The sequence below is a fragment of the Streptomyces griseoaurantiacus genome, from assembly GCF_036189845.1.
GTDB lineage: Bacteria > Actinomycetota > Actinomycetes > Streptomycetales > Streptomycetaceae > Streptomyces > Streptomyces griseoaurantiacus.
The window spans coordinates 4,801,480-4,824,306 of sequence record NZ_CP108326.1; the positions used below are offsets into that span (position 1 = coordinate 4,801,480).

Below are 22,827 nucleotides of genomic sequence, written 5' to 3' on the forward strand. Positions count from 1 at the left end.
GTCCGGATAGTTATGATCACAAGCGCATAGTGGGTATGAACCCGCTGGCTGCTGTACGGATATGTCTGCCCCCATAGTCCGACCCCCCGCGTCCCTGGGATCTTTGGAGGTGAACCGCCGTGGCACTCTCGATTTCGGCGGTGGTGCTGCTGGCGATCATCGTCGTTCTGCTGATCAGGAAGTCAGGCCTGAAGGGCGGACACGCGGTGGTCTGCGTGCTCCTCGGTTTCTACCTCGCCTCCTCGACGATCGCCCCGACGATCAACGACCTGACGACGAACATCGCGGGGATGATCGGCAGCATCAAGTTCTGACGCGCGCGTCCCGACGCAGGGGCCCCGTGCGCCTTCGCGCCCCGGGGCCGGGCCGGCGACCCGCCGCAGGAGGGGGGCACGGGCTCCGGACAGCAGTCCGAAGCCCGTGCGGTGACCTTCCCAGAAACCGGTTGCCCGGGATGTGACGCGGTACGCCCGGTCAACCGGAAGAATGTTCGCCGGCTTGCGCGGCGGCGTTCTCCTCGTTCCCGGCGGCACTCTCCTCGGTCAGGGCCGCCGCGGTCAGGGTGAGGTGCCGGACCAGGACCGCGGCCGCGGTGTCGGCCTCGCGGGCCAGGGCCGCCTCCTCCAGCATGCGGTGCTCCGCGAGGGCGTCCCGCTCCGGGGCGCGGTGCGCCGACCAGCGGCGGGCCAGCTCGCTCGCCGTCCACATCCGGTCGAAGGTCTCCAGGAGCGGGCGGTTTCCGCACCCCTCCAGCAGGGTGCGGTGGAAGACCCTGTGGGCCTCGGCCCAGGCGTCGGTGTAGTGGGCGCCCTCCTCCGGCGCGTACGCCGGAGTGCGCGCCAGACGGTGGTGCGCGGCCCGCACCCGGGCCTCCCATTCGACGTCCCCGCGCTCGATCGACATGCGCAGCACCACCGGTTCGACGGTCCTGCGCGCCTCCGCGATCTCCTGCCACCGCCGGTCCGAGAAGGACGGCACCGCGAAACCGCGGTTGGGCAGCCGGTCGGCCAGCCCCTCACCCACCAGCCGCACGAGCGCCTCGCGCACCACGGCAAGGCTCACGCCCTGCGCCTTGGCGAGGTCCTGCGGCTTGAGCGGGGCGCCGGGGGAGTGGTCCCCGCGCATGATCGCGTCCCGCAGTTGCGCGTGGACCTGCTCGGACAGCATCTGCTTCCCCGGCGGGGGCGAGGAGGGGACCGTCTGTGTCATGCGTCCATCCTAGATGATCGGCGCAATAATCGATTATTCGTGTTACGGTCGATTCATCGCGTCGGTCGCCGTGCAGTCCCTCGGCCGACGAAGACCCCGCCGTCCCCGGAAGGACGATCGAGCACCATGCCTGCCAACGACCCCTTCGCCCGCCTCCCCGAGGTGGCCTCCTTCACCGTCACCAGCGAGAACGTCACCGACGGCGCCCCGTGGCGGCCCGCGCAGCTCTCCTCCGGCCTGCCCGGCGGGGAGGATCGGTCCCCGCAGCTCTCCTGGAGTGGGGCCCCCGAGGGCACCAAGAGCTACGCCGTCACCGTCTACGACCCCGACGCCCCCACCGGCTCCGGGTTCTGGCACTGGGCGGTCACCGACATCCCCGCCACCGTCACCGAACTCCCCGAGGGCGCCGGCGACGAGAAGGGCGCGCAACTGCCCGAGGGCGCCTACCAGTTGCCCAACGACGCCCGCCTGCCCCACTACATCGGGGCGGCCCCGCCCGCCGGACACGGCCCGCACCGCTACTTCGTCGTGGTGCACGCACTCGACATCCCCGCCACGGGCGTCCCCGCCGAGGCCACACCGGCTCTCCTCGGCTTCACGATGGCCGGTCACACCCTCGGGCGCGCCGTCCTCACCGCCACCGCCGAGACCTCCGCATGACGGCGCCGACCGCCCCCGGGGGCACCACGGTGACGGACCTCGACGCCGTCCGCGAGGTCAGCCGCGCCGTCAGCGCCGCCCACGTGTTCATCTACCTCGCCCCCGAGAGCACCGAGGAGGCGGCCGCGCTCGGCGTGACCGAACGAGGGCCCCGATACATGGCCTTCCGGGCGGCCTCGCTGGGCGCGGTCCCGTGGCAGGTCGTCCTCGCGGCCTTCTACAACTTCAGCCCCCGGGCGGTGCGGGCCATGACCGGCGTGTGGGACGCCGCGCCCCCGGAGCGGTGGCAGGCCGCCCGCTTCCGGGCGGCCGGACGGGCGATGCGGCGGGCCGGTGTGGCCCTCGGCGAGGACCGACTCGCCGAGGCACGCGCGCTGATCGACCCGGTCCTCGCCCGCGCCGACCACGCCGGCAAGGTGCTCGCCGCCGCCAACGCCGCCGTCGCGCTGCCGTCCGACCCCCTCCTCGCCCTGTGGCAGCAGCTCACGGTCGCGCGCGAATGGCGGGGCGACGCACACCTCGTCGTCCTCGCCGACAACGGCCTCGGCCCCTGCGACTGCCTGGTCCTGCACACCGCGACCGGCGCCGTCCCGACGGCCCTCGTCCGCGAGACCCGCCGGTGGGACGACGAGGAGTGGAACGCGGCCACGGCCCGCCTCGTCGCGCGCGGCTGGCTCGACGCCCACGGCACGCTCACGGCGGCGGGCGCAGCGGCACGCGAGCGCATCGAGACGGAAACGGACGAGCACTGCGCGGCACTGTGGGCGCCGATCGGTGCGGACGGTGCGCGCCGCCTGGCCTCGCTCGTGGCGCCGATCGGCGAGGCGTTCGCCGCCCGGCGCGCACACGAACGAGGTTGAGCGGCGCGGTGGTCGGCCGTCAGGCCCTCGGGGCCGAGGCGAACGACACGAACCCCGCCCAGGCGGAGGGCGCGAAGGCGAGACGGGGCCCGCGAAGGTTCTTGGAGTCGCGGACGTGCACGGTCCCGGGGGCGGCGGCCACCTCGACGCAGGAGTCGCCTTCAGGACCGCTGCTGTAGCTGCTCTTGAACCAGGCGCCGGCTACTTCTACGCAGGAGTCGCCTTCGTTGCCGTCGCTGTAGCTGCTCTTGAACCACGCGAGGTTCGGGACGTTCCCGGCAGAGGCTGTATGGATCATGCTTCCCCCAGCAATGCTTCGATGAAGGCCGACGACTCCCGAGGCGGGAGGGCCTGCGCCCGGATCGTGCCATACCGCAATTCCAGGAGGCGGAGTTGCCTGAGGTCCGAGATCGGCCGGCCGTTGAAGGCGCCCTCGGCGCGACCAACTGCCGTGCCGTCCTCAAACTTGAGCAACTCGATCTTGCCATCCAGCCCTGGGTGCACCTCGCGATGGGTTGGCATCACCTGGAGCGTCACGTTGCGGTACCTGGCTACCTCAAGCAGGTGTTCGAGCTGCTCCCGCCATGCCATTGTGCCGCCAAGGGGCCTTCGGAGTGGAGCTTCCTCCAGCACGAAACTCATGGAGGGCGGCGGGTCCTTCTCGAAGATCGACTGCCGGGCCAGACGGGCACCCACCATCCGCTCCACTTCCTCCCGTGAGTACGGCGGTTGGCGCGACTCGAAGGCCGCCCTGGCGTGGGCGGCGGTCTGAAGCAGCCCGCTGATGCTGTGGCAGACATACACCCCGATCTCCACCGCCCGCGCCTCCATCTTCGCCAGGTCCCGTACCTTCTTCGGGTACCGGACCCTCTTCACGTCCTCCTTCATCGCGGAGATGAGCCCGCCCGCGTCCAGCAGCGCGTCCGCCGTGTCCAGGTACTCGGGCCGGGGGATCCGCTTGCCGCTCTCGACCTTGTAGACGAGGTCCTCCCCGTACCCCGCGGCCACCGCGAAGTCGGCCGCGCGCATGCCGACCGCCTCGCGGCGCAGCCGCAACTGCCGCCCCACCGTGGCGACCACGGCGAGCGCCCAGTCGTCGTCGGGGTCGACCTCCCACCCCGGCTCGTCCGTCTCCGTCTCCGTCGTCGCCGTCCCGAGCCCGTCCACCGACATGCGCACCCCTCCGTCGTCGCGCGCCGCACCGTTGCGACGCCGTACCCGGATCAACCGTCCGACGGTCCGGACAGCACCGGACAAGCTCTGGACAGTGACCCTACGCAACCGCCTGACCACTCCTCACGGTAAGTCGGTACGGCCACGCTGTGTGACGTGAATCAGGAAACCGCCCAGGTGGGGCACCCACTCGCTCTCGCTTTCCGTAACTTCAGCGTGCTGCTGTCCTGCACTCCGCGCGGCGCACGCCTCGCGCGTCTGCTGACCGTCGCGCAACTGCGCGCCTCGGGGCTGCCGTTCGAGACGGCGCAGCACGTCGTCGCCGAGCTGGCGGCGAACGCGGCCACGCACGGCCGGCTGCCGGGCCGCAGCTTCCGGCTGACGCTGTACGTCGTCGGCGGCACGCTGCGGATCGAGGTGACCGACGCGCGCGGTGAGCGGCGCCCGGAGCCCCAAGCGCCCGGCGCGGACGCGGAGTCGGGCCGCGGCCTGGTGCTCGTCGAGGCGCTGGCGGACCGCTGGGGGGTCACCGAGGAGCGTTTTCCGCGCAAGACGGTGTGGGCCGAGGTGCCCGTGCAGGCACCGGAGCACGGATTCGCGGGCTCCGGCGGGGCGGGCGGCTGAAAGACAAAAGGACGTGGGGAAAGCACCTCCGCCGAGCCCCACCCCTCCCGCCCGTGAGCGGCGAAGGCGCTGGTCACTCGGGTGGGTGAATATGCCCGGCTCCGCTGGATTTCGCGAACGCGGACGGTCCACGCTCAGCACGAGCAGGACACACACCGGACATACGTCGGCCCCCGCCCGGGACTTCCACTCCCAACTGCGGGGGCCTGACCACCAAGGAAGCAAACCCTTCCCGATGGATACCCAAAACCCTAGCGTGCCCCCGCACGCCCCGTCCCGTACGACGGACGACAACCACCCGAATCAGGACCGGCACGGCGACCGACCCGGCGATCGGCACGGTGACCGGCACCGGCCTGCGCCGGACCGCCCCGGCGGGCTGCCGCACGACAACACCCGGCACACCACCCGCTTCACGGTGATCGGCAACCACCTCGCCCAGCACCGCCAGTTGTCGCTGCTGGCGATCGGTCTCGCCGTGCACCTGCAGTCGCTGCCGAAGGGCGTCCGGGTCGACATCAAGACGCTCGCCGCCCGCTTCCCGGAGGGCGCGACCCGGATCGCGGCCGCGCTGCGCGAGTTGGAGGCCCACGGCTACCTGCGCCGCACACGCGAACGCGTGCCCGACGGCCGGGCTCCCGGAGCGGGCCGCTGCCGCACTTGCCGAACCGATCCCCAGGAGGCCGCCTAGCATGAACGTGACGATCCTTGCCCGAGCCCGTGGGCACACACGACGAGGAGCGAGCGCCATGACCATCGCACCCGACGACGCGCAACAGGGCGCCTCCCCCTACCAGGCCATGCGCGACTTCCTGCGGTCCATGGACGACACGCTGCCCGGCAAGTTCGAGATCACCAAGGAAGGGATCGTCCACGACATGATGTCGCCGGGAGGGCCGCACGAAGTCACCGCCGCCCGTGTCAGCCGTCGCCTCGAGAGCGTCATGCCGGGCGAACTGCTGGCTCACAACGGCACACCGGACGTGGAGGACGCGGCCGAGAACATCATGCGTCACCCGGACGTGATGGTGATCGCCTGGGACGACCTCGACGTGGAAGGGTCCATCGACCCGCGTACGGTCGTCGCGGCCGTCGAGATCGTCTCCCGCTCCAACCCCGACAACGACTGGGTCGGCAAGCCCCGCGACTACCCACTGCTCGGCATCCCGGTCTACGCCATCTTCGACCCGCGGACCGGAACCGGCGCCGTCCTCACCGACATCCACTCCACCCCGGAGGGGCCTCGCTACGCGACGCGCAAGGACTTCGTCTACGGCGAGGACGTCACCATCGGCGAGTGGACGATCTCGACGGAGGGCCTCCCGCGCTATCCGGACTGACGGCATGTGCGGGCGGCCCCCCGCCTCACCAGGCCACGACCCCGTTCTCGTCGAACAGCTGACCGGTCGGGCCGTCGTCCGGGAGGGTGGCGAGGCGCACGGCGACGGCCGCGCCCTGCTCGGGGCTCAGGAAGCCGCTGAACGCGTTGAGGTCGGTGGCCACGTAGCCCGGGCAGGCGTTGTTGATCAGGATGCCGGTGCCGCTCAGTTCCTTGGCGTACTGGACGGTGACGGCGTTCAGGTACGTCTTCGTGGGGGCGTAGGCCGCGCTGACCCCGCCGAGGTCGGACCCGGGCGCCGTCTGGAGGGTGAGGGAGCCGACGTGGCTGGACTGGTTGACGACGCGCGGGTGCTCCGAGCGGCGCAGCAGCGGCAGCATCGTGTTGGTGACCCGGATGACGCCGAGGACGTTGGTCTCCAGCAGTCGCCGCACCTCGTCGAGGTCGAGGGTCGAGGGCAGGTCCCGCGGCGGGGGGACGGCGATGCCCGCGTTGTTGACGAGGACGTCGAGCCGCCCCGCCCGCTCCTCGATCAGCCGGGCCGCCGCCGCCACGCTCTCGTCGTCGGTCACGTCCAGGGGGACGCCGAAGGCGTCGGCCCCGGCCGCGCGCAGCTTGGCCACGGCGTCCTCGCGGCGCCGCTCCTCGCGGGCGCCGACGCCCACGCGGAAACCCCGTGCGCCCAGCCCGGCCGCGATCTCGTACCCGATGCCCTTGTTCGCGCCGGTGACCAGCGCGACCGTCTTCTCACTCGTCTTCTCGTTCGTCAGCTCACTCATGACACCGAGCCTGCCGGGGGCCGGGCCCCGCACCAACACCGTCTCGGTGCTGCGTCGATACCCTGCCGGTATCGATCCACGCGGGGCCGCGTCACGCCACGCGGGCTCGCGTGGAGGCACGGAGCTGCTCGGCCAGCCGTTCGAGTTCGGCCGTCGAGGCGGGTGAGGAGTCGTCGAGTCCGCTGTACACGGCCGTCGGGCTCTTCAGGAAGCGACGGAAGACGGCCACGAGCAGCCCTTGCGGCGCGGTCCGCAGCGCGGCGAACCCGCGGGGTACCGGCGGCGTGTCCATCGCGGCGAGGTTTTGCCGCATGAGGCGGAGCATGGCGCGGATCGCGTCCGGGTCGTCGGCCAGCGCGACCGGGCCGCCCGCCGCGTGCACCGCTTGTCCGAGCGGGACCTCGAACGCGGCGTGCGTCCTGAGCCAGGCGTCCATCCGTGGCTCGGCCCCGGCGTTCATGCCGGCGGTACGGAGGGTCTCCACGGTCCGCGTCAGTCGTGGGGTGCCGCGGCCGTCGGGCTCGCCGATCGGTATCGGAACCCGCCGGGTGAGGAAACCGCTCCTGCGGTGGCGGATCACGTCGCCGTCCATCGTGCCGCCGGTCATGGGGAAGCCGAGCAGTACCCGCTCGCGCCCGATCACCGTGCCCAGCGGCTCCGGACCGCCCGCCCAGTTGAGCAGGAACAGAACGTCGCCCCGGACGCCGGCGAGTGATTCCAGCACCGCGTCCACTTGGTGAGCGCGGACGAGGACGGTGATCAGGTCGTACTCGCCCTCCGGGTGCTCGACCACCGGCACCGGTACCCGCCGGACGACGGGGCTGTCCTCCTCGGCGAGCCGCACGCCGTGTCGGCGCAGGGCGGCGAGACGCTCCCCCCGGGCGAGGAGCGAGACCTCGTGGCCGGCCTCGTGCATGCGGACGGCGAACAGACTGCCGCACACCCCGGCGCCATACACGAGCAGCTTCATGACGAGCCTCTTTCATACGTTCGATTTATTCATACGTTCGTTTCATTCAAGCATATGTATAGTCCCTCGGGTGGCGACCCCGGACACCCGCACCCAGATCCTCGACGCGGCGGAGCGACTCTTCGCCGAGCACGGATACCGCGGCACCTCGGTGCGCGCGATCACCACGCTCGCGGGAGCGAACCTGGCCGCCGTCGGCTACCACTTCGGCTCGAAGGCCGAGCTGATGGCCGCGGTCGCCCGCCGCGTGGTCGAACCCCTCAACGCCGCCCAGTGCGCGAGGCTCGACGAGGCGCTCGCCAGGACCCCCGACCCCCTGGTCAGTGACCTGGTGGAGGCGTTCGTCGGGCCGCTCTTCGACGAGATGCGGGCCGGGGAGGAGGGCGGCGCCCGGACGTCGCGGCTGATCGTGATGATCCTCAGCGACCCGGCGGAGGAGGTGCGCGGCTGGACCGGTCCGCGCGAGGACGCGGTCGGCGAGCGCTACCTCGCGGCCTTCGCGCGCGCCCTGCCCGGCCTCTCCCCGGAGGAACTGCGGTTCCGGATGCGGGGGATCCTCGCCGTGACGGCCGTCGACCGTCTCGGAACGCACCAGCGACCCGTCCCCGGCTGCACGCCACCGGTGGGGGGCGAGGCGGCCCGGCAATGGGCGATCACGTTCCTGACGGCGGCGATGAGCGCGCCACCGACCCGGACCTGACGGTCGGGAGGGCGGACGTCGCCCGACGCGGAACTAGCCTGAACACATGGAGATTCGCGAGCTGCGGTACTTCGTGGCCGTCGCCGAGGAGCTGCACTTCGGCAGGGCCGCCGAGCGCCTCGGGATCGCCCAGCCGCCGCTGTCCCGCGCGATCGGCGGGCTCGAACGGCGGCTCGGGGTCGCGCTGCTGGAGCGCAGCAGCCGCAAGGTCGTGCTCACGGAGGCCGGACGCGTGCTGCTGGACGAGGCGCGGGCGATCCTCGGCGCGGTGACCGCCGCCGAGCGGCGCACCCGGCGGGCGGCCGAGGACCGTCCCGTCCTGGTCCTGGCCGTGAAGTCCGGCACCGCCGGTGAGCTGCTGACGAAGCTGCTCGACGCCTACGCCGCCGAGCCCGGCGCGGTCGCCGTCGAGCCGCTGCTCTGCGAGGCGCACCAGCACCGGCGGCTGCTGCGGGAGGGGCGGGCCGACGCGGCGCTGCTGCACCTGCCCTTCGACTCGGTTGCCGGGTTCGACACCGAGACCGTCCTCACCGAGGGGCAGGTCGCGATCCTGCCCGCCTCGCACCCGCTCGCCGGACGCTCCCGGGTCCGGATGTCCGAGGTCGGCGCGCTGCCGGAGCTGCCGATGGCCCGCTGGCCCGGGGTGGACGGGCGCTACCCGGAGGGGCCCGGGCCGGAGGTGCGGAACCTGACCCAGCTGTTCCAGCTCATCGCGCTGGGCCGGACCACCGTGGTCGTGCCCGAGTCGGTCGGCGTCGACCTGCGCCGGGACCTCGTCGCCGTGCCGGTCCTCGACGCCCCGCCCGTGACGACCGTGATCGCCTGGCCGCCGTACAGCCGCCTCCGCGCGGTCGCCGACCTGGTCCGGGTGGCGACGGGTCTCGGCCCGGGACCGGGCCGGGAGCCGGGCCACTAGGCGTCAGGTACGGACACACGCGCGGTAAAAGGTGACAGGTTCTGTCGACTTTGACGTGAACGATGGCCGGCATGAGCAACGAGGACGACGCCACCCAGAAGATCCATGCCACCCCGAAGACCCCGAACACCCCGATCACCCCGAACACCCGGGACGCCGTGCGGGGCGGCCCGACGGGCCCGCTCGCCGGGCGGGTCGCGCTCGTGGCGGGTGCCACCCGTGGGGCGGGACGCGCGCAGGCCGTGGAGCTGGGCCGGGCCGGCGCGACCGTGTACGTCACCGGCCGTACCACCCGGGACCGGGTCAGCGAGGTCGGCCGGACCACCGAGACCATCGAGGAGACCGCCGAACTCGTCACCGCGGCGGGCGGAACGGGCATCGCGGTTCCCACCGATCATCTCGACGAGGACCAGGTGCGCGCCCTCGCCGAGCGGATCGATGGGGGGCACGGACGGCTCGACATCCTCGTCAACGACCTGTGGGGCGGTGAACACCTCCTGATCGGCTCGGTGTTCGGGAAGAAGAGCTGGGAGACGCCGCTCGCCGACGGCCTGCGGATCCTGGAGCTCGGCGTGCGCTCGCACGTGATCACGGCGGCGCTGCTGCTCCCGTTGCTGATCCGCTCCGAGGCGCCCCTGCACGTGGAGGTCACCGACGGCACCGCGCACTCCAACCGCCGCTACCGGGAGAACATGTATTACGACCTGGCGAAGAACGCCCCGATCCGCCTCGCGTTCGGGCTGGGTCAGGAGCTGGCGGAGTACGGGGGCGCGGCGGTCGCCGTCTCGCCGGGCTTCCTGCGCTCGGAGCAGATGCTCGCCCACTTCGGTGTGAGCGAGGAGAACTGGCGTGACGCGATCGCCCAGGAGCCGGCGTTCGCGATCGCGGAGTCCCCGCACTACCTGGCCCGGGCGGTCGCGGCACTGGCCGCCGACCCGGACCGTGCCGAACGGTGGAACGGCAGGTCCACCTCCAGCGCGGAGCTCGCCAGGGCGTACGGGGTGACGGACGTGGACGGCAGCCGGCCGGACGGCTGGGCGTACTTCGAGGACGTCACCGAAGGGAACGGGAAGCCCTCTCCCGAGGACTACCGCTGAGTCCCGCCCGGCCCGGTTCCCTCGCCGATTCCGCGTACGCGGCCTCGTGAGGGTTCTCGCGACTCGCGAGGTTCCCGGGACCCGGGGGGCTGGGGAGGCGCGGGGTTCCCGGGACCCGGGGGGTATGCGGCGGCGCGGGGGCCCGGGGACGCGCGGGGGCTCGGTGTCCCCGGCGTCCTCGGCGTCCCCGGCGTCCCCGGCGTCCCCGGCGTCCCCGGCGCCCCCGGCGTCCTCGGGCTCCGCTTCCCGGGGAGCGGTCCCGTGGAGGGCGGCCGGGGCCGCGGCACGCCCACGGAAACGGGCGCGCAGGCGGGAACGGCCCGGCAGCGGGGTGCGCCCTCAGGACCCGTCGCCCGATACCGCGTCCACCGGCTGAGGGCGCTCGCTCCGCGGGGCCGTCGCGTGCGGCAGCGCCTGGTTGCGTACGCCCGAGAGCGTCTCGTGCGGGCCGAGGCCCTCCGGGTGGCGGCGGACCGCCGCGACCCACCCGAGGAGGACGGCGAGGAAGACGCACGGGACGAGGAAGCCGGCCAGTGCGCCCGCCGGATCGGCCAGCGCCGCGTACAGCACCTCCCGGTAGCCGGCCTCCCGCACGAGGTCCGTGCCGGCCGTCCCGGCCGAGGCGGCACGGAAGGCGGCGTCGGGCAGGGCGGCCCCGGCGAGGAACCACACCAGGGCGAAGGGCAGGCCGAGCGTCGCCGCCCGCAGCGACAGCGCTCCGAGCCCCGGCCGCCCGCCCCCGGCCGTGACCAGCTTCAGCAGCAGCACGTGCTTGCCCGGAGTGGCCCCGCTCCAGTGCGGCACGGCCACGAACCACAGCAGCCAGACGAGGAGCGGCACCCACGGCACCGGCTCGGGGCCGAGCACCAGGAACACCAGCGCGGCGGTGGAACCGGACAGCAGGACGACGCCCGTCAGGTCGAGCAGCAGGGCGACCAGGCGGCGACCGAAGGGAACCCTGAGCGGATCGAGGGCGCGCGCGTCCAGCGTGCCGAGGTCCGGCAGCGCGCGGGCCAGGGGCCCTGCCAGCGCCCAGCCGAGTGCCGCGCCCGCCGTGTTGGCGAGCAGATCGTCCACGGCGAAGAGGCGGTAGGGGCAGTCGTAGAGCCCGTACAGACCCGTGAACTGCGTGACCTCGAAGAAGAGCGAGCCGGCGAAGCCCGCCAGGGTGGCCGCCACCGGCCCCCGGCGCGCGTGCACCCGCACGAAGACGCCGAGGGGGAGCAGCAGGAGGAGGTTGAACACCGTCTGCCAGACCGCGGGGTTCCCGAGCACCAGGTCGTGGAAGGTGACGCGGTGGTGCGCCTCCTTCCAGATGTCGCCGACGAAGCTGCCGGGCATCCACTGCGGATGGGCGAACGAGGGGTATGCGGCGCACACGTCCAGGGCCCTGGAGGGCAGCGGCACGATCGTCAGACAGAACGCGGTCAGCGCGTAGTACACGCCCCCGTACAGCGAGAACGTGCGCCGGCGCGTCATCACTCCGTGCCGCCGGTAGAGCACCACGGCCATCGGCACCAGCATCAGCAGGGCGAGCCCCGGGAAGATCAGGGCCGCCGTCCGTATCGGCAACAGGTAGGAGTCCGTCACGGGCCCGCACTATACACAGCACGTATACATGTGGTGTATAGAAGCGCGTCGGGCGGGCGGCGGCGGACGCCCCCCGGGGCTCGTAGGGTGACCCCATGACGGATCTGCCCGACCGGCGTCTGCTCCTCGTGCACGCGCACCCGGACGACGAGTCGATCAACAACGGCGCGACCATGGCCCGCTACGCGGCCGAAGGTGCCCATGTCACCCTCGTCACCTGCACCCGGGGCGAGCGCGGCGAGGTCATCCCCGGGGAACTCGCCCACCTCCTCGACGACCCCGAGTTGCTCGGCGCGCACCGGCTGAGCGAGCTCGCCGCCGCGATGGGCGCCCTGGGCGTGACCGACGTGCGGCTGCTCGGCGGCCCCGGCCGCTACCGCGACTCCGGGATGATGGGCCTGCCCGACAACGAGGACCCCGACTGCCTGTGGCAGGCGGACCTCGACGAGGCCGCCGGTCACCTCGTCGAGGTGATCCGCGAGGTGCGGCCCCAGGTCCTCGTCACCTACGACGACAACGGCGGCTACGGCCACCCCGACCACATCAAGGCCCACCGCATCGCGATGCGCGCCGCCGGACTCGCCGCCGACCCCACCGCCCTCCCCGAGGCCGGGGAGCCCTGGGAGATCGCCAAGGTGTACTGGAACCGGGTGCCCCGGACGTACGGCGAGGATGCCTTCGCGCGGCTCGCGCGTGCCCTGCCCGAGCTGCCGTTCGACGCGGCGGCCGACCTCGGCGACGTCCCCGGCGTCGTCGAGGACAAGCACGTCACCACCGCGATCGACGGCACCGCGTTCGCCACCGCGAAGGCCGCCGCGATGCGCGCCCACGCCACCCAGATCGACGTCGCCGAACCCTGGTTCGCGCTCTCCAACCACCTCGCGCAGCCCCTGTTCACCACCGAGTTCTACGAGTTGGTGCGCGGCGAGCGGGGCGGACGGCAGGGCGCCGAGTGGGAACACGACCTGTTCGAAGGGGTGGGCGCGGCATGAGCACGAGCACGCGGGGAGGGCAGGGCCCCGGCGCCGGACTCGCCCAGCCACTGACGATGCCCTCGGCGGGGCGGGCCGTCGCCTACCTGGGACTGCTCGTCCTCGGCGCGGTCGTCGGCGCCGCCGGTGCGCTGGTGCAATCGGGCTGGTTCCCCGGTGGGTTGCTGCTCGCGCTGGCCGGAGCCGCCGGGCTCTTCCTCGGCGGGGCGCGCGCCCTGGGCGCGCGCGGCGGAGCCGTGGCGCCCGCCGCCGGCTGGATGATCGCCGTCATCCTGCTCACCGTGAGCCGTCCCGAGGGCGACTTCCTCTTCGGCGCGGGAATCGGCTCCTACCTCTTCCTCCTCGGCGGCATCGCCGTCGCTGTGATGTGCGCCACGCTTGCCCGGTTCGGGCAACCCGACGGGCCCGGTGCCCGACTTGCCAAGTGACGTACCACTTCGCCGCTTCACCTCCGTGCGGGTCCCGTGGGAGTTTCCCCGGTGGACGCGCTCGGGGGACCGGAAGCGGCCAGTATCGTGGTGCGCGCCGCCGCGCCTGCCCCGGGCGCTCGCTCCCGTGCGAGCAGGAGGGACTCCGACCGTGAGGTCGCGGCCGGCGGTGAAGCCAACCGGGAGAACCTGCCTTGAGTCGTGAAACTGACAGTTCGTCCGCCGGGCGCAACGGGCGCACCGGGCGCGGTGGTGCCGCGTACCCTTCGGGGACGCCGCCGTACGGCACCCCCATGGCTTCCGAGGAGGGCGCCGACGCGGGACGCGGTGCCGCGCGGCCGGACGAACGCAAGACCGAGACCACGCTGACCACGCGCATCCGCATCAACATCCCCGGCTCGCGGCCGATTCCGCCGGTCGTGATGCGTACGCCGGTGAGCAACGACGCCTCCGCCGCGGCGGGCGCGGCCGAGGACGCGGGCCACGGTCCCGCGCCCGAGGACGGCGGTGCCGCCGACCCGGAGACCACCGGGTCGATGCGGGCGCTCGGCGGCTACGACGGGGGCGGCGCCCCCGCCGGAACGGGGACCGCCGAGTTCCCGGCCCTCGGATCCGCGCCGGGCCAGGCGCCGGCCGAGGAGAAGAAGGAGAAGGCGAGCGACTGGTTCGCGCCCCGCAAGGCCCCCGCCAACCCCGCGATCGCGGGCGGCGGTTCCGTGAGCGCCGGTCCCGCCGGTCCCTCGGGGAACGGCAAGGGGCAGCAGGCGGCCGGGCAGGCCGGTGCGGGCAACGGCGGTGCGCCGTCCGCGGGTTCCGGCACGGGCCGTCCCGGCTCCGGCGGCGGGAAGGGCGCCGGGCTCCCCGGGGCCACCGGCGGACCGGTCGCCCCGGGCCACGGCGGCGGCACCGGCTCCTTCGACGTCTCCGCCGCCCTCGCCGCGGCCGCCGCCCCGCGCGGCGACGCCGATTCCGAGGGCCCCGCTGCGAGCGCCTACGGACCCGACGGCGAGGCGTACCCCTCCTCGCCCGAGGACACCGGCTCCTACGCCGCCCTCGGCGGTGGCGAACCGTACGGCGGCGAGCCCTTCGGCGAGCCGTACCCGAACGGTTCCCCCGAGGACACCGGGTCCTTCCCGGCACCCGGCGGCCCCGGGGCCGGTGGACCGCACCCGGACGACCTCCCGTACTTCTCCCAGGCCGGCGGCCCCGCCGGACCCACCACGGGCCCCGCCACGGGCGACACCCCGCTCGCCGGCCTGCCCGTCCGTCGGGCCCCCGGCGCCCCCGGAGCTCCGCAGGCCCCGGGCGGGCAGGGCGGCGCGCCCGGCACGACCGGCCGGAACGGCCAGGGCCCGCTGCCCGGCGGCGGGCTCAGCGACGACACCGCCGTGCTCACCCCGCAGCACCCCGTGCCCGGCGGACCGGGCCAGGGCGCCGGCGACAACGTCTCCGGACACACCCTGACCAGCGGCATCCCGGTCATCCCCTCCGAGGGCCGGGGCGGCCCCTACGGCCCGGGCGGCGGCGAGCCCTCCGGCCCGCACACGCCCCCGAAGCTCCCGGACGCCCCGCAGCCGGCCCCCGCCGCGCAGAACGCCGGCAAGCAGGCCAAGAGCGCCGCCAAGCCCGCCAAGAAGAAGGGCCGCCGCAAGCTCCCGCTGCTCATCGGCGTGCTGGTCTTCGCCGGCGGCGTCGCCTACGGCGCGGGGCTGCTGATGAACCACTCCGACGTGCCCAAGGGCACCACCGTGCTCGGCGTCGACATCGGCGGCGGCACCCGCGACGAGGCCGTCCAGAAGCTCGACTCCGCGCTCGGCGACCGCACCGGCAAGGCGATGAAGCTGGCCGTCGGCGGCGACACCGTCAGCCTCAAGCCCGACCAGGCCGGTCTCCAGCTCGACAGCAAGGCCACCGTGGCCGAGGCCGCGCACAGCGACTACAACCCGGTGTCCGTGGTCGGTTCGCTGTTCGGGCAGAAGCGGGTCGTGGAACCCGTCATGCCGGTCGACGAGGAGAAGCTGCGCGCCGCCCTCGAACAGGCCGCGGGCAGCGCCGGGGCCAACGACGGCACCATCCGGTTCAAGCCGGGCAAGGCCGTCCCCGTGTACGGCAGGAGCGGCCAGGGCATCGACGTCGCCAAGTCCACCCAGGCCGTCCAGGAGGCCTACCGCACCCAGGTGGAGACAGGCACGGCCGCCACGGTGAAGGTGCCGACCTCCGCCAAGGAGCCCACGGTGACCAAGGCCGAGGTGGACCGCGAGATGAAGGCGTTCGCCGAGCCCGCGATGTCGGGCTTCGTGACCGTCAAGACGGCGGACGGCATCCACCAGGTGTCCTTCAGCCCGCAGAACTCCCTGTGGAAGTTCCTCCGGGTCAAGGCCGTCGACGGCAAGCTGGTCGACTACTACGACCGGACGGCCCTGAAGAAGCTGTACGGCGACACCTTCGACGGCGTGATGATCACCCGCGGCTCGGGCCAGAAGACGGCGGTGACGGTGGAGGACGTGATCAACACCCTGCGCCCGGCGCTGCTGAGCAAGACGAACCGGGTCGCGGTCATCAACACGAACCCGAGCTGAGCCCGGTACGCCGGTACGAGGGGCGGCGGAGTCCTGCGGGACCCCGTCGCCCCTTCGTCGTGGTGGGCGGGCGGGCGGGCAGGCGGGACGGGCGTGACGGGCGTGGCGGGCTTGGCTTGGCGGGCGTGACGGGTCGACATGACATCTGTCATCGCATAGTCGGGAGGAGTGGCACTGCCACGGGCGCCGCCCGCCCGGAAGCATGGATGCCATGACGAAGACAACGGGGGCACCGGCCCGACAGGAGGTCGCGGTCGCCTTCGACCGCGTGAGCAAGACCTACGGGAACGTACACGCCGTCGATCGGCTGAGCCTCACCCTGCATCCCGGCGAGACCGTGGCCCTGCTCGGCCCGAACGGCGCCGGCAAGTCCACCACGCTCGACCTCCTCCTCGGCCTCAGACAACCCGATTCCGGCACCGTCCAGGTCTTCGGCACCGGGCCCCGCGAGGCCATCGTCGCCGGCCGCGTCGGCGCCATGCTGCAGAGCGGCGGCCTGATGGACGAGGTCACCGTCGCCGAACTCGTCACCCTCGCCTGCGCGCTGCACCCGAGGCCCCACCCGGTCTCCGACGTGCTCGCCCGCGCAGGCGTCACCCCGATCGCCGACCGCAAGGTCAACAAGCTCTCCGGGGGCCAGGAGCAGCGCGTCCGCTTCGCCCTCGCCACCGCGGGCGACAGCGACCTGATCGTCCTCGACGAGCCGACCACCGGCATGGACGTCACCGCCCGCCAGGCGTTCTGGGCCACCATGCGCGACCAGGCCGACCAGGGCCGCACCGTCCTGTTCGCCACCCACTACCTGGAGGAGGCCGACGCGATAGCGGACCGCGTGCTCGTCCTGCACCGCGGCAGGCTGCTCGCCGACGGCACCGCCGCCGAGATCAAGGCCAAGGCGGGCGCCCGCCGCGTCTCCTTCGACCTGGAGGGCGCGATCGACGAACCGGCGCTGAGGGCACTGCCGTTCCTCACCGCGCTCACCGTCTCGGGACAGACCGTCCGCATGCAGTCCACCGACGCCGACGCCACCGTGCACGCCCTGTACGGGCTCGGCCTCTACCCCCGCAACCTCGAAGTCGCCGGACTCGGACTCGAGCAGGCCTTCGTCGCCCTCACCGCCGCCGAGGAGGCCAAGCAGTCGTGAACAGTCTCATCAGACTCGAACTCGTCCGCGCCCTGCGCAACCGCAAGTTCCTGTTCTTCTCGGTGATCTACCCCTCCGTGCTGTTCCTGCTCATCGCGGGCAGCGCGGACGACACCACCAAGGTCGACGGCACGGGCCTGACCCTGCCGACGTACATGATGGTCTCGATGGCCTCCTTCGGCGCCCTCACCGCCGTCCTCATGGGCAACAGCGAACGCATAGCCAAGGAACGCGAGAACGGCTGGGTGCGGCAACTGCGGCTGACCACCCTGCCCGGCCGGGGCTACGTCCTCGCCAAGACCGCCGGCGCCGCCGTCGTCAGCCTGCCCTCCATCGTCGTCGTCTTCGCCGTCGCCGCCACCGTCAAGAACGTGCGGCTGGACGCCTGGCAGTGGCTCGCCCTGACCGGCGCGATCTGGGTCGGCAGCCTCGTCTTCGCCGCGCTCGGCGTCGCCCTCGGGTACCTCGCCAGTGGGGACGCCGTCCGCCCGATCACGATGATCGTCTACTTCGGACTGTCCATCCTCGGCGGACTGTGGATGCCTACCACCACCTTCCCGCAGTGGCTGCAGGACATGGCGAAGTGGGTGCCCACCCACGCGTACGCTGCCCTGGGGCAGTCGATCGAGCAGAGCCAGGCGCCGCACGCCAGGGACATCGTCGTCCTCGCCGTCTTCTTCGCCCTGTTCACCGGCGGTGCGGCCTGGCTGTACCGGAAGGACACGCTGAAGGCGTGAGCACCATGGCGGAAGACCCGCGGCACGACGGGGGCGGGGGCGGGGACGAGGGCTGGGGCGGGAACACGGCCGGTGACCGTGACCGTGACCGTGACGGCGACCGGGCGGAACGGCTGGTGCGCCTGGGGCAGCCGCCCCGCGACTGGCGGGAACTGCTGCGCAAGGCGCTGTGGATCGGCATCTGGCTGGTCTTCCTCAACTCCCCGTTCCTGGACCTGCTCTCCGGCGAGCACAGCACCGCCGGAACGGCCGGCGGCTGGCTCGGCCTCACCGTGTTCGTCGGCCTCTACCTCGCCCTGGTCTCCCGGGAGATGGGACCCCGGGCGTTCCCCCGGTGGCTGATCCACGGCATCATCGCCGCCCTCGGCGCACTGGCGGTCCTGCTCACCCTGACGCTCGGTTCGCACTGGGTCGGCCTGTTCGTCTACGTCTCCGTCGCCTGCGGGCTGGCCCTCCCGCTGCGCGCGGCGTACTGGGCGGTCCCCGGGACCACCGCGCTGATGGCCCTCGTCGTCGCCTACGTGGACCTGGACCAGCTCAGCAGCATGGTGCTGCTGACGCTGCTCATCGGCTTCGCGATGACCAGCGTCAGCCAACTGGTGCGGACCACGATCGAGTTGCGCAGGGCCCGTGCCACCGTCGCCCGGCTCGCCGCGAACGAGGAGCGGCTGCGGCTCGCCCGCGACCTGCACGACCTGCTCGGGCACTCGCTGTCCCTGATCACCCTCAAGAGCGAGTTGGCCGGCCGGATGCTGCCCGCCCACCCCGACAAGGCGGCCCAGCAGGTCGCCGACATCGAGAGCGTCAGCCGGCAGGCACTGGTCGACGTGCGTGAGGCGGTCAGCGGCTACCGGCGCCCCCGGCTGGCGGAGGAACTCGCGGGCGCCCAGGTCGCGCTGGCGGCGGCGGGCGTCACCGCGGACCTGCCGGCCGAGCCCGCCCTCGACGGCCTCCCCGAGGAGCGCGAGTCGGCGCTCGCCTGGGCGCTGCGCGAGGCGGTCACCAACGTCGTACGGCACAGCGGGGCACGGCGGTGCGCGGTGTCCCTGATCCGGCGGCAGACGCTGGACGGACCGGTGCTGGAACTGTCCGTCGAGGACGACGGACCGGGGGGAACCTCCGGCGCGGCCGGCGGCGGCTCCGGCGGGGGGCACGGCAACGGGCTGACCGGACTGACCGAACGGCTCCAGAAGGTGGGCGGTTCGCTGGAGACGGGCCGCGTGGGCCGCACCGGGCAACCGGGGCGGACGGGCAGAGCGGCCGGGAGCGGATACCGCCTGGTGGCCCGGGTTCCGGCGGGTGTTCCGCAGGAGGCGGCCGGGGGAACGGACGCGGCCGGGGACGCCGTAGGATCCGGGACATGAGCCGCACGATCAAGGTCCTGCTGGCGGAGGACCAGTCGATGGTCCGCGAGGCGCTGGCCGCGCTGCTCGGGCTGGAGGAGGACATCGAGGTCGTCGCCCAGGTGGCGCGCGGCGACGAGGTGACGGAAGCGGTGCGCGCGCACGCCGTGGACGTGGCCCTGCTGGACATCGAGATGCCGGGCGCCACCGGGATCGAGGCGGCCGCCCAGGTGCACCGGGAGATGCCGGACGTGAAGCTGGTCGTCCTCACCACCTTCGGGCGGCCCGGCTATCTGCGGGCGGCGATGGAGGCGGGCGCCGACGCGTTCCTGGTCAAGGACGCACCGGCGGCGCAGTTGGCGCAGGCGGTGCGCAAGGTGCTGGCGGGGGAGCGGGTGATCGACCCCACGCTCGCGGCGGCGGCCCTCGCGGAGGGCGCGAACCCGCTGACCGACCGCGAGCGGGAGGTGCTGCGGGCGGCCGCCGACGGGGCGACGAACGCGGAACTGGCGACGGCACTGCACCTGTCCCAGGGCACGGTCCGCAACTACCTCTCCACCGCCATCCAGAAACTGACGGCACGCAACAGGACGGAAGCGGTACGGATAGCCCGGGAGAAGGGCTGGCTGTAGCGGCCTTTCAGGGGCGCGAGACGCGGCGCGGGGTTGCGCGGGGCGCGGGGTGCCGCGCGCGGGCGGCCGCCGGTTCGTCGTGGCGTGTCACGCGGTTTCCCGTCGCTCACGGCTTCCGCCGCGCGCCGCTCTTTAGGGGCGCGGGGAACTGCGCGAGCACTCCCCGCCCGGCCGCACCCGCCGACGCACCGCAATCACCCCCGGGGCCCGACCCCGTCCCTGAAGCGGCGGGCTCGTCGTGGCGTGTCGCGCGGTTCCCCGTCGCTCACGGCTTCCGCCGCGCGCCGCTCTTTAGGGGCGCGGGGAACTGCGCGAGCACTCCCCGCCCGGCCGCACCCGCCGACGCACCGCGACCACCCCCGGGGCCCGACCGCGTCCCTGAAGCGGCGGGCTCGTCGTGGCGTGTCGCGCGGTTCCCCGCCGCTCACGGCTTCCGCCGCGCGCCGCTCTTTAGGGGCGCGGGGAACTGCGCGAGCACCCCCCCGCCCGGCCGCACCCGCCGACGCACCGCGACCACCCCCGGGGCCCGACCGCGTCCCCGCCCCCGGAGCCCGGCGCCCCCTCAGTTCAGGCGGGCCCTCGCCGCCCGTGCCTCCGCCCGCACGGTGCTCGCCGCCGACTCGTCCACCGCCTTCACCACCTCCGCGTACGCCTCCAGCTCCGCCGCCCCCGCCAGGAACTCCCCCCTGAGCACGAGCGTGCGCGCGTACTCGTGGCGCAGGCCGGCCGGATGCGCCGGCAGGCGCAGCGACAGCTCCAGCGCCCACAGCGCGACGTCCGAGCGCTCGGGCCGCGCCGCGGCCCACGCCCGCACGTTGTTCAGGACACGGAGCACGATGTCCAGCGGATCCGCCGGCCTCAGCATCGACGGTTCGAGCGCCGCCCCCGTCGCCCCGGCGACCAGCAGCTCCGCGTCCTCCCCGGTCAGCACCTGTCCCCCGGCGAACGGATCCACCAGCACCCGCTCACCGCCCGGTTCCCCCAGCGCGTCCGGCCCGAACCCGACCACGAAGTGCCCCGGCAGCGCCACCCCGTACACCGGGGCGCCCGCCCGCCGGGCCACCTCCATCCACAGCACGGACAGCAGGATCGGCAACCCGCGCCGGCGCCGCAGCACCTCGTGGAGCAGGGAGGACTCCAGCCGCTGGTAGTCGGCCGGGGTTCCCGCGAACCCGATGCGCCCGCCGAGGAGTTCGGCCAGGGACACCGCCCAGGCCCGCGCCCCGCCGGGCCGGAAGGGCAGTTGCCCGGCCAGTTCGTCCAGCCGGACGTCGACCGCGTCCATCCCGGCGTCGTCCAGCGTGCCGTCCGCCGCCGCGCCCACGAGCAGGCAGAGCGTGGCGAGGTCGGGGCGCTCGGTCCGGGCCTCCTCCGCGAACCGCCGCCGCACCTCCTCGGCCCGCTCGGCCCCCGGGGGAACCGGCCGTGCCGGTGGCCACGTCCCGGCCATGCCTCAGCCGTCCCTGCCCGGGGCGCCGTCACCGGCCGGCTCCCGGAAGTGGTGGTACGCGTGGTGCGCGGCGAACCCGAGCCGCGCGTACAGCGCGCGCGCCCCCGCGTTGTCGGACTCCACCTGGAGCCAGCCCGCCGAGGCGCCCTCCTGGAGCGCGCGCCCGGCCAGCGCGGCCATCACCGCCGTGGCGAGCCCGCGCCGGCGCAGACCGGGGTCGACCTCGACCGCCGCGAACCCGGCCCACCGCCCGTCCACGACGAGCCGCCCGATCGCGGCGGGGGTGTCACCGGCGGCCTCGCCGGGAACGGTCGCGAACCACACCGAGGGCCCGCCGCCGAGCACCCGCAGCGCCACCTCGCTCACGCCCTTGCGCTGGTAGCGCCGCAGCCACGCCTCGTCGGCCGTGCGGCTCAACAGGACGTCCTCGGGGGCCGTCGGCCCGGGCTCGCGGTCCACGAGCGGGGCGAGTTCCCCGGTCCACAGCTCGGCCGTCACCTCACGCTGCCAGCCGCGCGCCGTCAACGCGGCGCACAGCGCCTCCTGCGTGCCCTCGCCGCCGGTCGCGGCCTGTACGTACGCGGGCAGCCCGCGAGCCGCGTACCAGTGCCGTACCGCCGTCAGCGCCTCGTCCAGCGGCATCCCGGGATCGCCGAGCGGCAGCGCCGAGTTGGCCCGGCGGGTGAACCCGGAGGCCGCCCGCAGCTCCCACTCGCCGAGCGGCTCGCGCTCCACCGGCTGCCAGGCCCGGGCCGCCACCCGCGACAGTTCCGCGTACGAGGCGGCGGGTCCCCGGCGACGCGCCCGGGCGGCCGGCACGACCTTGCCCGCCACCAGCGCATTCTCGGCGATCCGGACGACTTCGCCGTCCCGCCGTGTGATCAGCAGCACACCTTCGTCCCATGATGTGAGAACGCCGATCGTGTCGGTGAACTTCTCACCCTCGGCGGCATGTTCGGTCCAACGCCGCACCGAGACGCGTTTGCCCACGTCAGCGGCGGTGATGCGGACTTCGAGCCGCCCGCCCGCAGAGATTTCCACAGGTCGGTCCACCCCTCCTGTTCGGATCATGCCCCGGAACGGAGATACTAGGTGCGGGCATCGACGACGCCGCGCTCCCGCGCGCCAGGCGGCGGAGCCTGAGGAGGCCCGCCAGCGCCCTACCGAGGAGGAACGACAGCGTGACCTACGTCATCGCAGAGCCTTGTGTCGACGTCAAGGACAAGGCGTGCATCGAGGAGTGTCCGGTCGACTGCATCTACGAGGGCCAGCGGTCCTTGTACATCCACCCGGACGAATGCGTCGACTGTGGTGCCTGTGAACCGGTCTGCCCGGTCGAGGCGATCTTCTACGAGGACGACACTCCGGAGGAGTGGAAGGACTACTACAAGGCGAACGTCGAGTTCTTCGACGAGCTCGGCTCGCCGGGCGGGGCAAGCAAGCTGGGCCTCATCGAGCGCGACCACCCGTTCATCGCCAAGCTGCCCCCGATGAACCAGTAGTCCTCGCCCGGACGACGCTCGACGGCACGCACGCAGGCACGCACATACGTCCGTGTGCGCGCGTGCCGCCCCGGTCCCGTACAGCGCCCACCGCGCCGTGCGG

Annotated in this window: 24 protein-coding genes and 1 pseudogene; 17 read left to right on the forward strand and 8 right to left on the reverse strand. The window is 73.4% G+C overall.

Annotated elements, in window-relative coordinates; translation table 11 throughout:
* Window positions 1-119 precede the first annotated feature (119 nt).
* The gene (locus tag OHB09_RS21465; protein WP_006142165.1) at window positions 120-314 is read left to right on the forward strand and encodes a hypothetical protein; all 195 of its coding nucleotides are present in this window, start codon (window positions 120-122) and stop codon (window positions 312-314) included.
* Window positions 315-474: 160 nt separating this feature from the next.
* Here the strand turns inward: OHB09_RS21465 and OHB09_RS21470 are convergent, their stop codons facing one another.
* Window positions 475-1,209, reverse strand: a complete 735-nt coding sequence (locus OHB09_RS21470) for a GntR family transcriptional regulator (RefSeq protein ID WP_006142166.1) — start codon at window positions 1,207-1,209, stop codon at window positions 475-477.
* Between the two features lie 126 nt (window positions 1,210-1,335).
* On the opposite strand from OHB09_RS21470, the gene OHB09_RS21475 reads away from it, so the two are divergent.
* A complete protein-coding gene (locus OHB09_RS21475) occupies window positions 1,336-1,869 on the forward strand; it encodes a YbhB/YbcL family Raf kinase inhibitor-like protein (protein ID WP_006142167.1) in 534 nt (177 codons plus the stop codon).
* Window positions 1,866-2,729 (forward strand): SCO6745 family protein, encoded by an 864-nt coding sequence (locus OHB09_RS21480; protein ID WP_328922386.1) that lies wholly within the window; start codon window positions 1,866-1,868, stop codon window positions 2,727-2,729. The genes OHB09_RS21475 and OHB09_RS21480 overlap by 4 nt, the downstream gene beginning before the upstream one ends.
* Window positions 2,730-2,748: 19 nt before the next feature.
* Here OHB09_RS21480 and OHB09_RS21485 read toward each other — a convergent pair whose 3' ends face one another.
* Window positions 2,749-3,027 (reverse strand): DUF397 domain-containing protein, encoded by a 279-nt coding sequence (locus tag OHB09_RS21485; RefSeq protein ID WP_319119122.1) that lies wholly within the window; start codon window positions 3,025-3,027, stop codon window positions 2,749-2,751.
* Complete coding sequence (locus OHB09_RS21490) at window positions 3,024-3,902, reverse strand: helix-turn-helix domain-containing protein (protein WP_319119121.1); 879 nt, start codon at window positions 3,900-3,902, stop codon at window positions 3,024-3,026. The genes OHB09_RS21485 and OHB09_RS21490 overlap by 4 nt, the downstream gene beginning before the upstream one ends.
* A gap of 156 nt (window positions 3,903-4,058) precedes the next feature.
* Between OHB09_RS21490 and OHB09_RS21495 the strand changes: the two genes are divergently transcribed.
* The 3 genes and pseudogenes from OHB09_RS21495 to OHB09_RS21505 all read left to right on the forward strand — a co-directional run bounded on the left by OHB09_RS21495 (window position 4,059) and on the right by OHB09_RS21505 (window position 5,866).
* Window positions 4,059-4,526, forward strand: a complete 468-nt coding sequence (locus OHB09_RS21495) for an ATP-binding protein (RefSeq protein ID WP_328922387.1) — start codon at window positions 4,059-4,061, stop codon at window positions 4,524-4,526.
* 235 nt (window positions 4,527-4,761) lie between these two features.
* Window positions 4,762-5,160, forward strand: a pseudogene (locus tag OHB09_RS21500) (helix-turn-helix domain-containing protein); the annotation flags it as partial.
* Between the two features lie 115 nt (window positions 5,161-5,275).
* Complete coding sequence (locus OHB09_RS21505) at window positions 5,276-5,866, forward strand: Uma2 family endonuclease (RefSeq protein ID WP_191852186.1); 591 nt, start codon at window positions 5,276-5,278, stop codon at window positions 5,864-5,866.
* Between the two features lie 25 nt (window positions 5,867-5,891).
* Here OHB09_RS21505 and OHB09_RS21510 read toward each other — a convergent pair whose 3' ends face one another.
* Both OHB09_RS21510 and OHB09_RS21515 read right to left on the reverse strand, forming a co-directional pair.
* Complete coding sequence (locus OHB09_RS21510; protein ID WP_328922388.1) at window positions 5,892-6,644, reverse strand: SDR family oxidoreductase; 753 nt, start codon at window positions 6,642-6,644, stop codon at window positions 5,892-5,894.
* Between the two features lie 91 nt (window positions 6,645-6,735).
* A complete protein-coding gene (locus tag OHB09_RS21515) occupies window positions 6,736-7,614 on the reverse strand; it encodes a ketopantoate reductase family protein (RefSeq protein ID WP_191852187.1) in 879 nt (292 codons plus the stop codon).
* A gap of 70 nt (window positions 7,615-7,684) precedes the next feature.
* On the opposite strand from OHB09_RS21515, the gene OHB09_RS21520 reads away from it, so the two are divergent.
* The 3 genes from OHB09_RS21520 to OHB09_RS21530 all read left to right on the forward strand — a co-directional run bounded on the left by OHB09_RS21520 (window position 7,685) and on the right by OHB09_RS21530 (window position 10,327).
* Complete coding sequence (locus OHB09_RS21520; RefSeq protein ID WP_167793464.1) at window positions 7,685-8,314, forward strand: TetR/AcrR family transcriptional regulator; 630 nt, start codon at window positions 7,685-7,687, stop codon at window positions 8,312-8,314.
* 46 nt (window positions 8,315-8,360) lie between these two features.
* Window positions 8,361-9,230: a LysR family transcriptional regulator gene (locus tag OHB09_RS21525; protein WP_191891599.1), complete on the forward strand. Its 870-nt coding sequence runs from the start codon at window positions 8,361-8,363 to the stop codon at window positions 9,228-9,230.
* A 62-nt stretch (window positions 9,231-9,292) separates the two neighbouring features.
* A complete protein-coding gene (locus tag OHB09_RS21530; RefSeq protein WP_328922389.1) occupies window positions 9,293-10,327 on the forward strand; it encodes an SDR family oxidoreductase in 1,035 nt (344 codons plus the stop codon).
* A 339-nt stretch (window positions 10,328-10,666) separates the two neighbouring features.
* Here OHB09_RS21530 and OHB09_RS21535 read toward each other — a convergent pair whose 3' ends face one another.
* Window positions 10,667-11,917 carry a VanZ family protein gene (locus OHB09_RS21535; protein ID WP_191852190.1) on the reverse strand — a complete coding sequence of 417 codons (1,251 nt, stop codon included), beginning with the start codon at window positions 11,915-11,917 and terminating at the stop codon, window positions 10,667-10,669.
* Window positions 11,918-12,012: 95 nt separating this feature from the next.
* On the opposite strand from OHB09_RS21535, the gene mshB reads away from it, so the two are divergent.
* The 7 genes from mshB (at window position 12,013) to OHB09_RS21570 (ending at window position 19,772) form a co-directional block, all read left to right on the forward strand.
* Window positions 12,013-12,909, forward strand: a complete 897-nt coding sequence (mshB, locus tag OHB09_RS21540) for an N-acetyl-1-D-myo-inositol-2-amino-2-deoxy-alpha-D-glucopyranoside deacetylase (RefSeq protein WP_167793466.1) — start codon at window positions 12,013-12,015, stop codon at window positions 12,907-12,909.
* The gene (locus tag OHB09_RS21545; RefSeq protein WP_006142185.1) at window positions 12,906-13,337 is read left to right on the forward strand and encodes a DUF6113 family protein; all 432 of its coding nucleotides are present in this window, start codon (window positions 12,906-12,908) and stop codon (window positions 13,335-13,337) included. The genes mshB and OHB09_RS21545 overlap by 4 nt, the downstream gene beginning before the upstream one ends.
* Window positions 13,338-13,531: 194 nt before the next feature.
* On the forward strand, window positions 13,532-15,916 hold the full coding sequence (locus tag OHB09_RS21550; RefSeq protein WP_319118741.1) for a peptidoglycan binding domain-containing protein: 2,385 nt from the start codon (window positions 13,532-13,534) through the stop codon (window positions 15,914-15,916).
* Between the two features lie 202 nt (window positions 15,917-16,118).
* Window positions 16,119-17,060 carry an ABC transporter ATP-binding protein gene (locus OHB09_RS21555; RefSeq protein ID WP_078631092.1) on the forward strand — a complete coding sequence of 314 codons (942 nt, stop codon included), beginning with the start codon at window positions 16,119-16,121 and terminating at the stop codon, window positions 17,058-17,060.
* Window positions 17,057-17,797 (forward strand): ABC transporter permease, encoded by a 741-nt coding sequence (locus OHB09_RS21560; protein ID WP_006142189.1) that lies wholly within the window; start codon window positions 17,057-17,059, stop codon window positions 17,795-17,797. The genes OHB09_RS21555 and OHB09_RS21560 overlap by 4 nt, the downstream gene beginning before the upstream one ends.
* Entirely contained in the window at window positions 17,794-19,161 is a 1,368-nt protein-coding gene (locus OHB09_RS21565) for a sensor histidine kinase (protein WP_328922390.1), read from the forward strand. Before OHB09_RS21560 ends, OHB09_RS21565 begins: the two co-directional genes overlap by 4 nt.
* The gene (locus OHB09_RS21570; protein ID WP_191852192.1) at window positions 19,158-19,772 is read left to right on the forward strand and encodes a response regulator transcription factor; all 615 of its coding nucleotides are present in this window, start codon (window positions 19,158-19,160) and stop codon (window positions 19,770-19,772) included. Before OHB09_RS21565 ends, OHB09_RS21570 begins: the two co-directional genes overlap by 4 nt.
* Window positions 19,773-20,334: 562 nt before the next feature.
* Here the strand turns inward: OHB09_RS21570 and OHB09_RS21575 are convergent.
* Both OHB09_RS21575 and OHB09_RS21580 read right to left on the reverse strand, forming a co-directional pair.
* Entirely contained in the window at window positions 20,335-21,222 is an 888-nt protein-coding gene (locus OHB09_RS21575; protein WP_006142192.1) for a transglutaminase-like domain-containing protein, read from the reverse strand.
* Window positions 21,223-21,225: 3 nt separating this feature from the next.
* Window positions 21,226-22,263 carry a GNAT family N-acetyltransferase gene (locus tag OHB09_RS21580; RefSeq protein ID WP_093592121.1) on the reverse strand — a complete coding sequence of 346 codons (1,038 nt, stop codon included), beginning with the start codon at window positions 22,261-22,263 and terminating at the stop codon, window positions 21,226-21,228.
* A 140-nt stretch (window positions 22,264-22,403) separates the two neighbouring features.
* Here OHB09_RS21580 and fdxA point away from each other — a divergent pair, with 140 nt between their 5' ends.
* On the forward strand, window positions 22,404-22,724 hold the full coding sequence (gene fdxA / locus OHB09_RS21585; protein WP_006142194.1) for a ferredoxin: 321 nt from the start codon (window positions 22,404-22,406) through the stop codon (window positions 22,722-22,724).
* Window positions 22,725-22,827: the final 103 nt, after the last annotated feature.

Bases quoted from the DNA above. Each gene is read 5' to 3' on its own strand.
- OHB09_RS21515 (WP_191852187.1), bottom strand. From the start codon at position 7,614: ATGAAGCTGCTCGTGTATGGCGCCGGGGTGTGCGGCAGTCTGTTCGCC.
- OHB09_RS21555 (WP_078631092.1), top strand. From the start codon at position 16,119: ATGGATGCCATGACGAAGACAACGGGGGCACCGGCCCGACAGGAGGTC.
- mshB (WP_167793466.1), top strand. From the start codon at position 12,013: ATGACGGATCTGCCCGACCGGCGTCTGCTCCTCGTGCACGCGCACCCG.
- OHB09_RS21490 (WP_319119121.1), bottom strand. From the start codon at position 3,902: ATGTCGGTGGACGGGCTCGGGACGGCGACGACGGAGACGGAGACGGAC.
- OHB09_RS21575 (WP_006142192.1), bottom strand. From the start codon at position 21,222: ATGGCCGGGACGTGGCCACCGGCACGGCCGGTTCCCCCGGGGGCCGAG.
- OHB09_RS21470 (WP_006142166.1), bottom strand. From the start codon at position 1,209: ATGACACAGACGGTCCCCTCCTCGCCCCCGCCGGGGAAGCAGATGCTG.
- OHB09_RS21525 (WP_191891599.1), top strand. From the start codon at position 8,361: ATGGAGATTCGCGAGCTGCGGTACTTCGTGGCCGTCGCCGAGGAGCTG.
- OHB09_RS21505 (WP_191852186.1), top strand. From the start codon at position 5,276: ATGACCATCGCACCCGACGACGCGCAACAGGGCGCCTCCCCCTACCAG.
- OHB09_RS21510 (WP_328922388.1), bottom strand. From the start codon at position 6,644: ATGAGTGAGCTGACGAACGAGAAGACGAGTGAGAAGACGGTCGCGCTG.
- OHB09_RS21570 (WP_191852192.1), top strand. From the start codon at position 19,158: ATGAGCCGCACGATCAAGGTCCTGCTGGCGGAGGACCAGTCGATGGTC.
- OHB09_RS21485 (WP_319119122.1), bottom strand. From the start codon at position 3,027: ATGATCCATACAGCCTCTGCCGGGAACGTCCCGAACCTCGCGTGGTTC.
- OHB09_RS21545 (WP_006142185.1), top strand. From the start codon at position 12,906: ATGAGCACGAGCACGCGGGGAGGGCAGGGCCCCGGCGCCGGACTCGCC.
- OHB09_RS21480 (WP_328922386.1), top strand. From the start codon at position 1,866: ATGACGGCGCCGACCGCCCCCGGGGGCACCACGGTGACGGACCTCGAC.
- OHB09_RS21530 (WP_328922389.1), top strand. From the start codon at position 9,293: ATGGCCGGCATGAGCAACGAGGACGACGCCACCCAGAAGATCCATGCC.
- OHB09_RS21475 (WP_006142167.1), top strand. From the start codon at position 1,336: ATGCCTGCCAACGACCCCTTCGCCCGCCTCCCCGAGGTGGCCTCCTTC.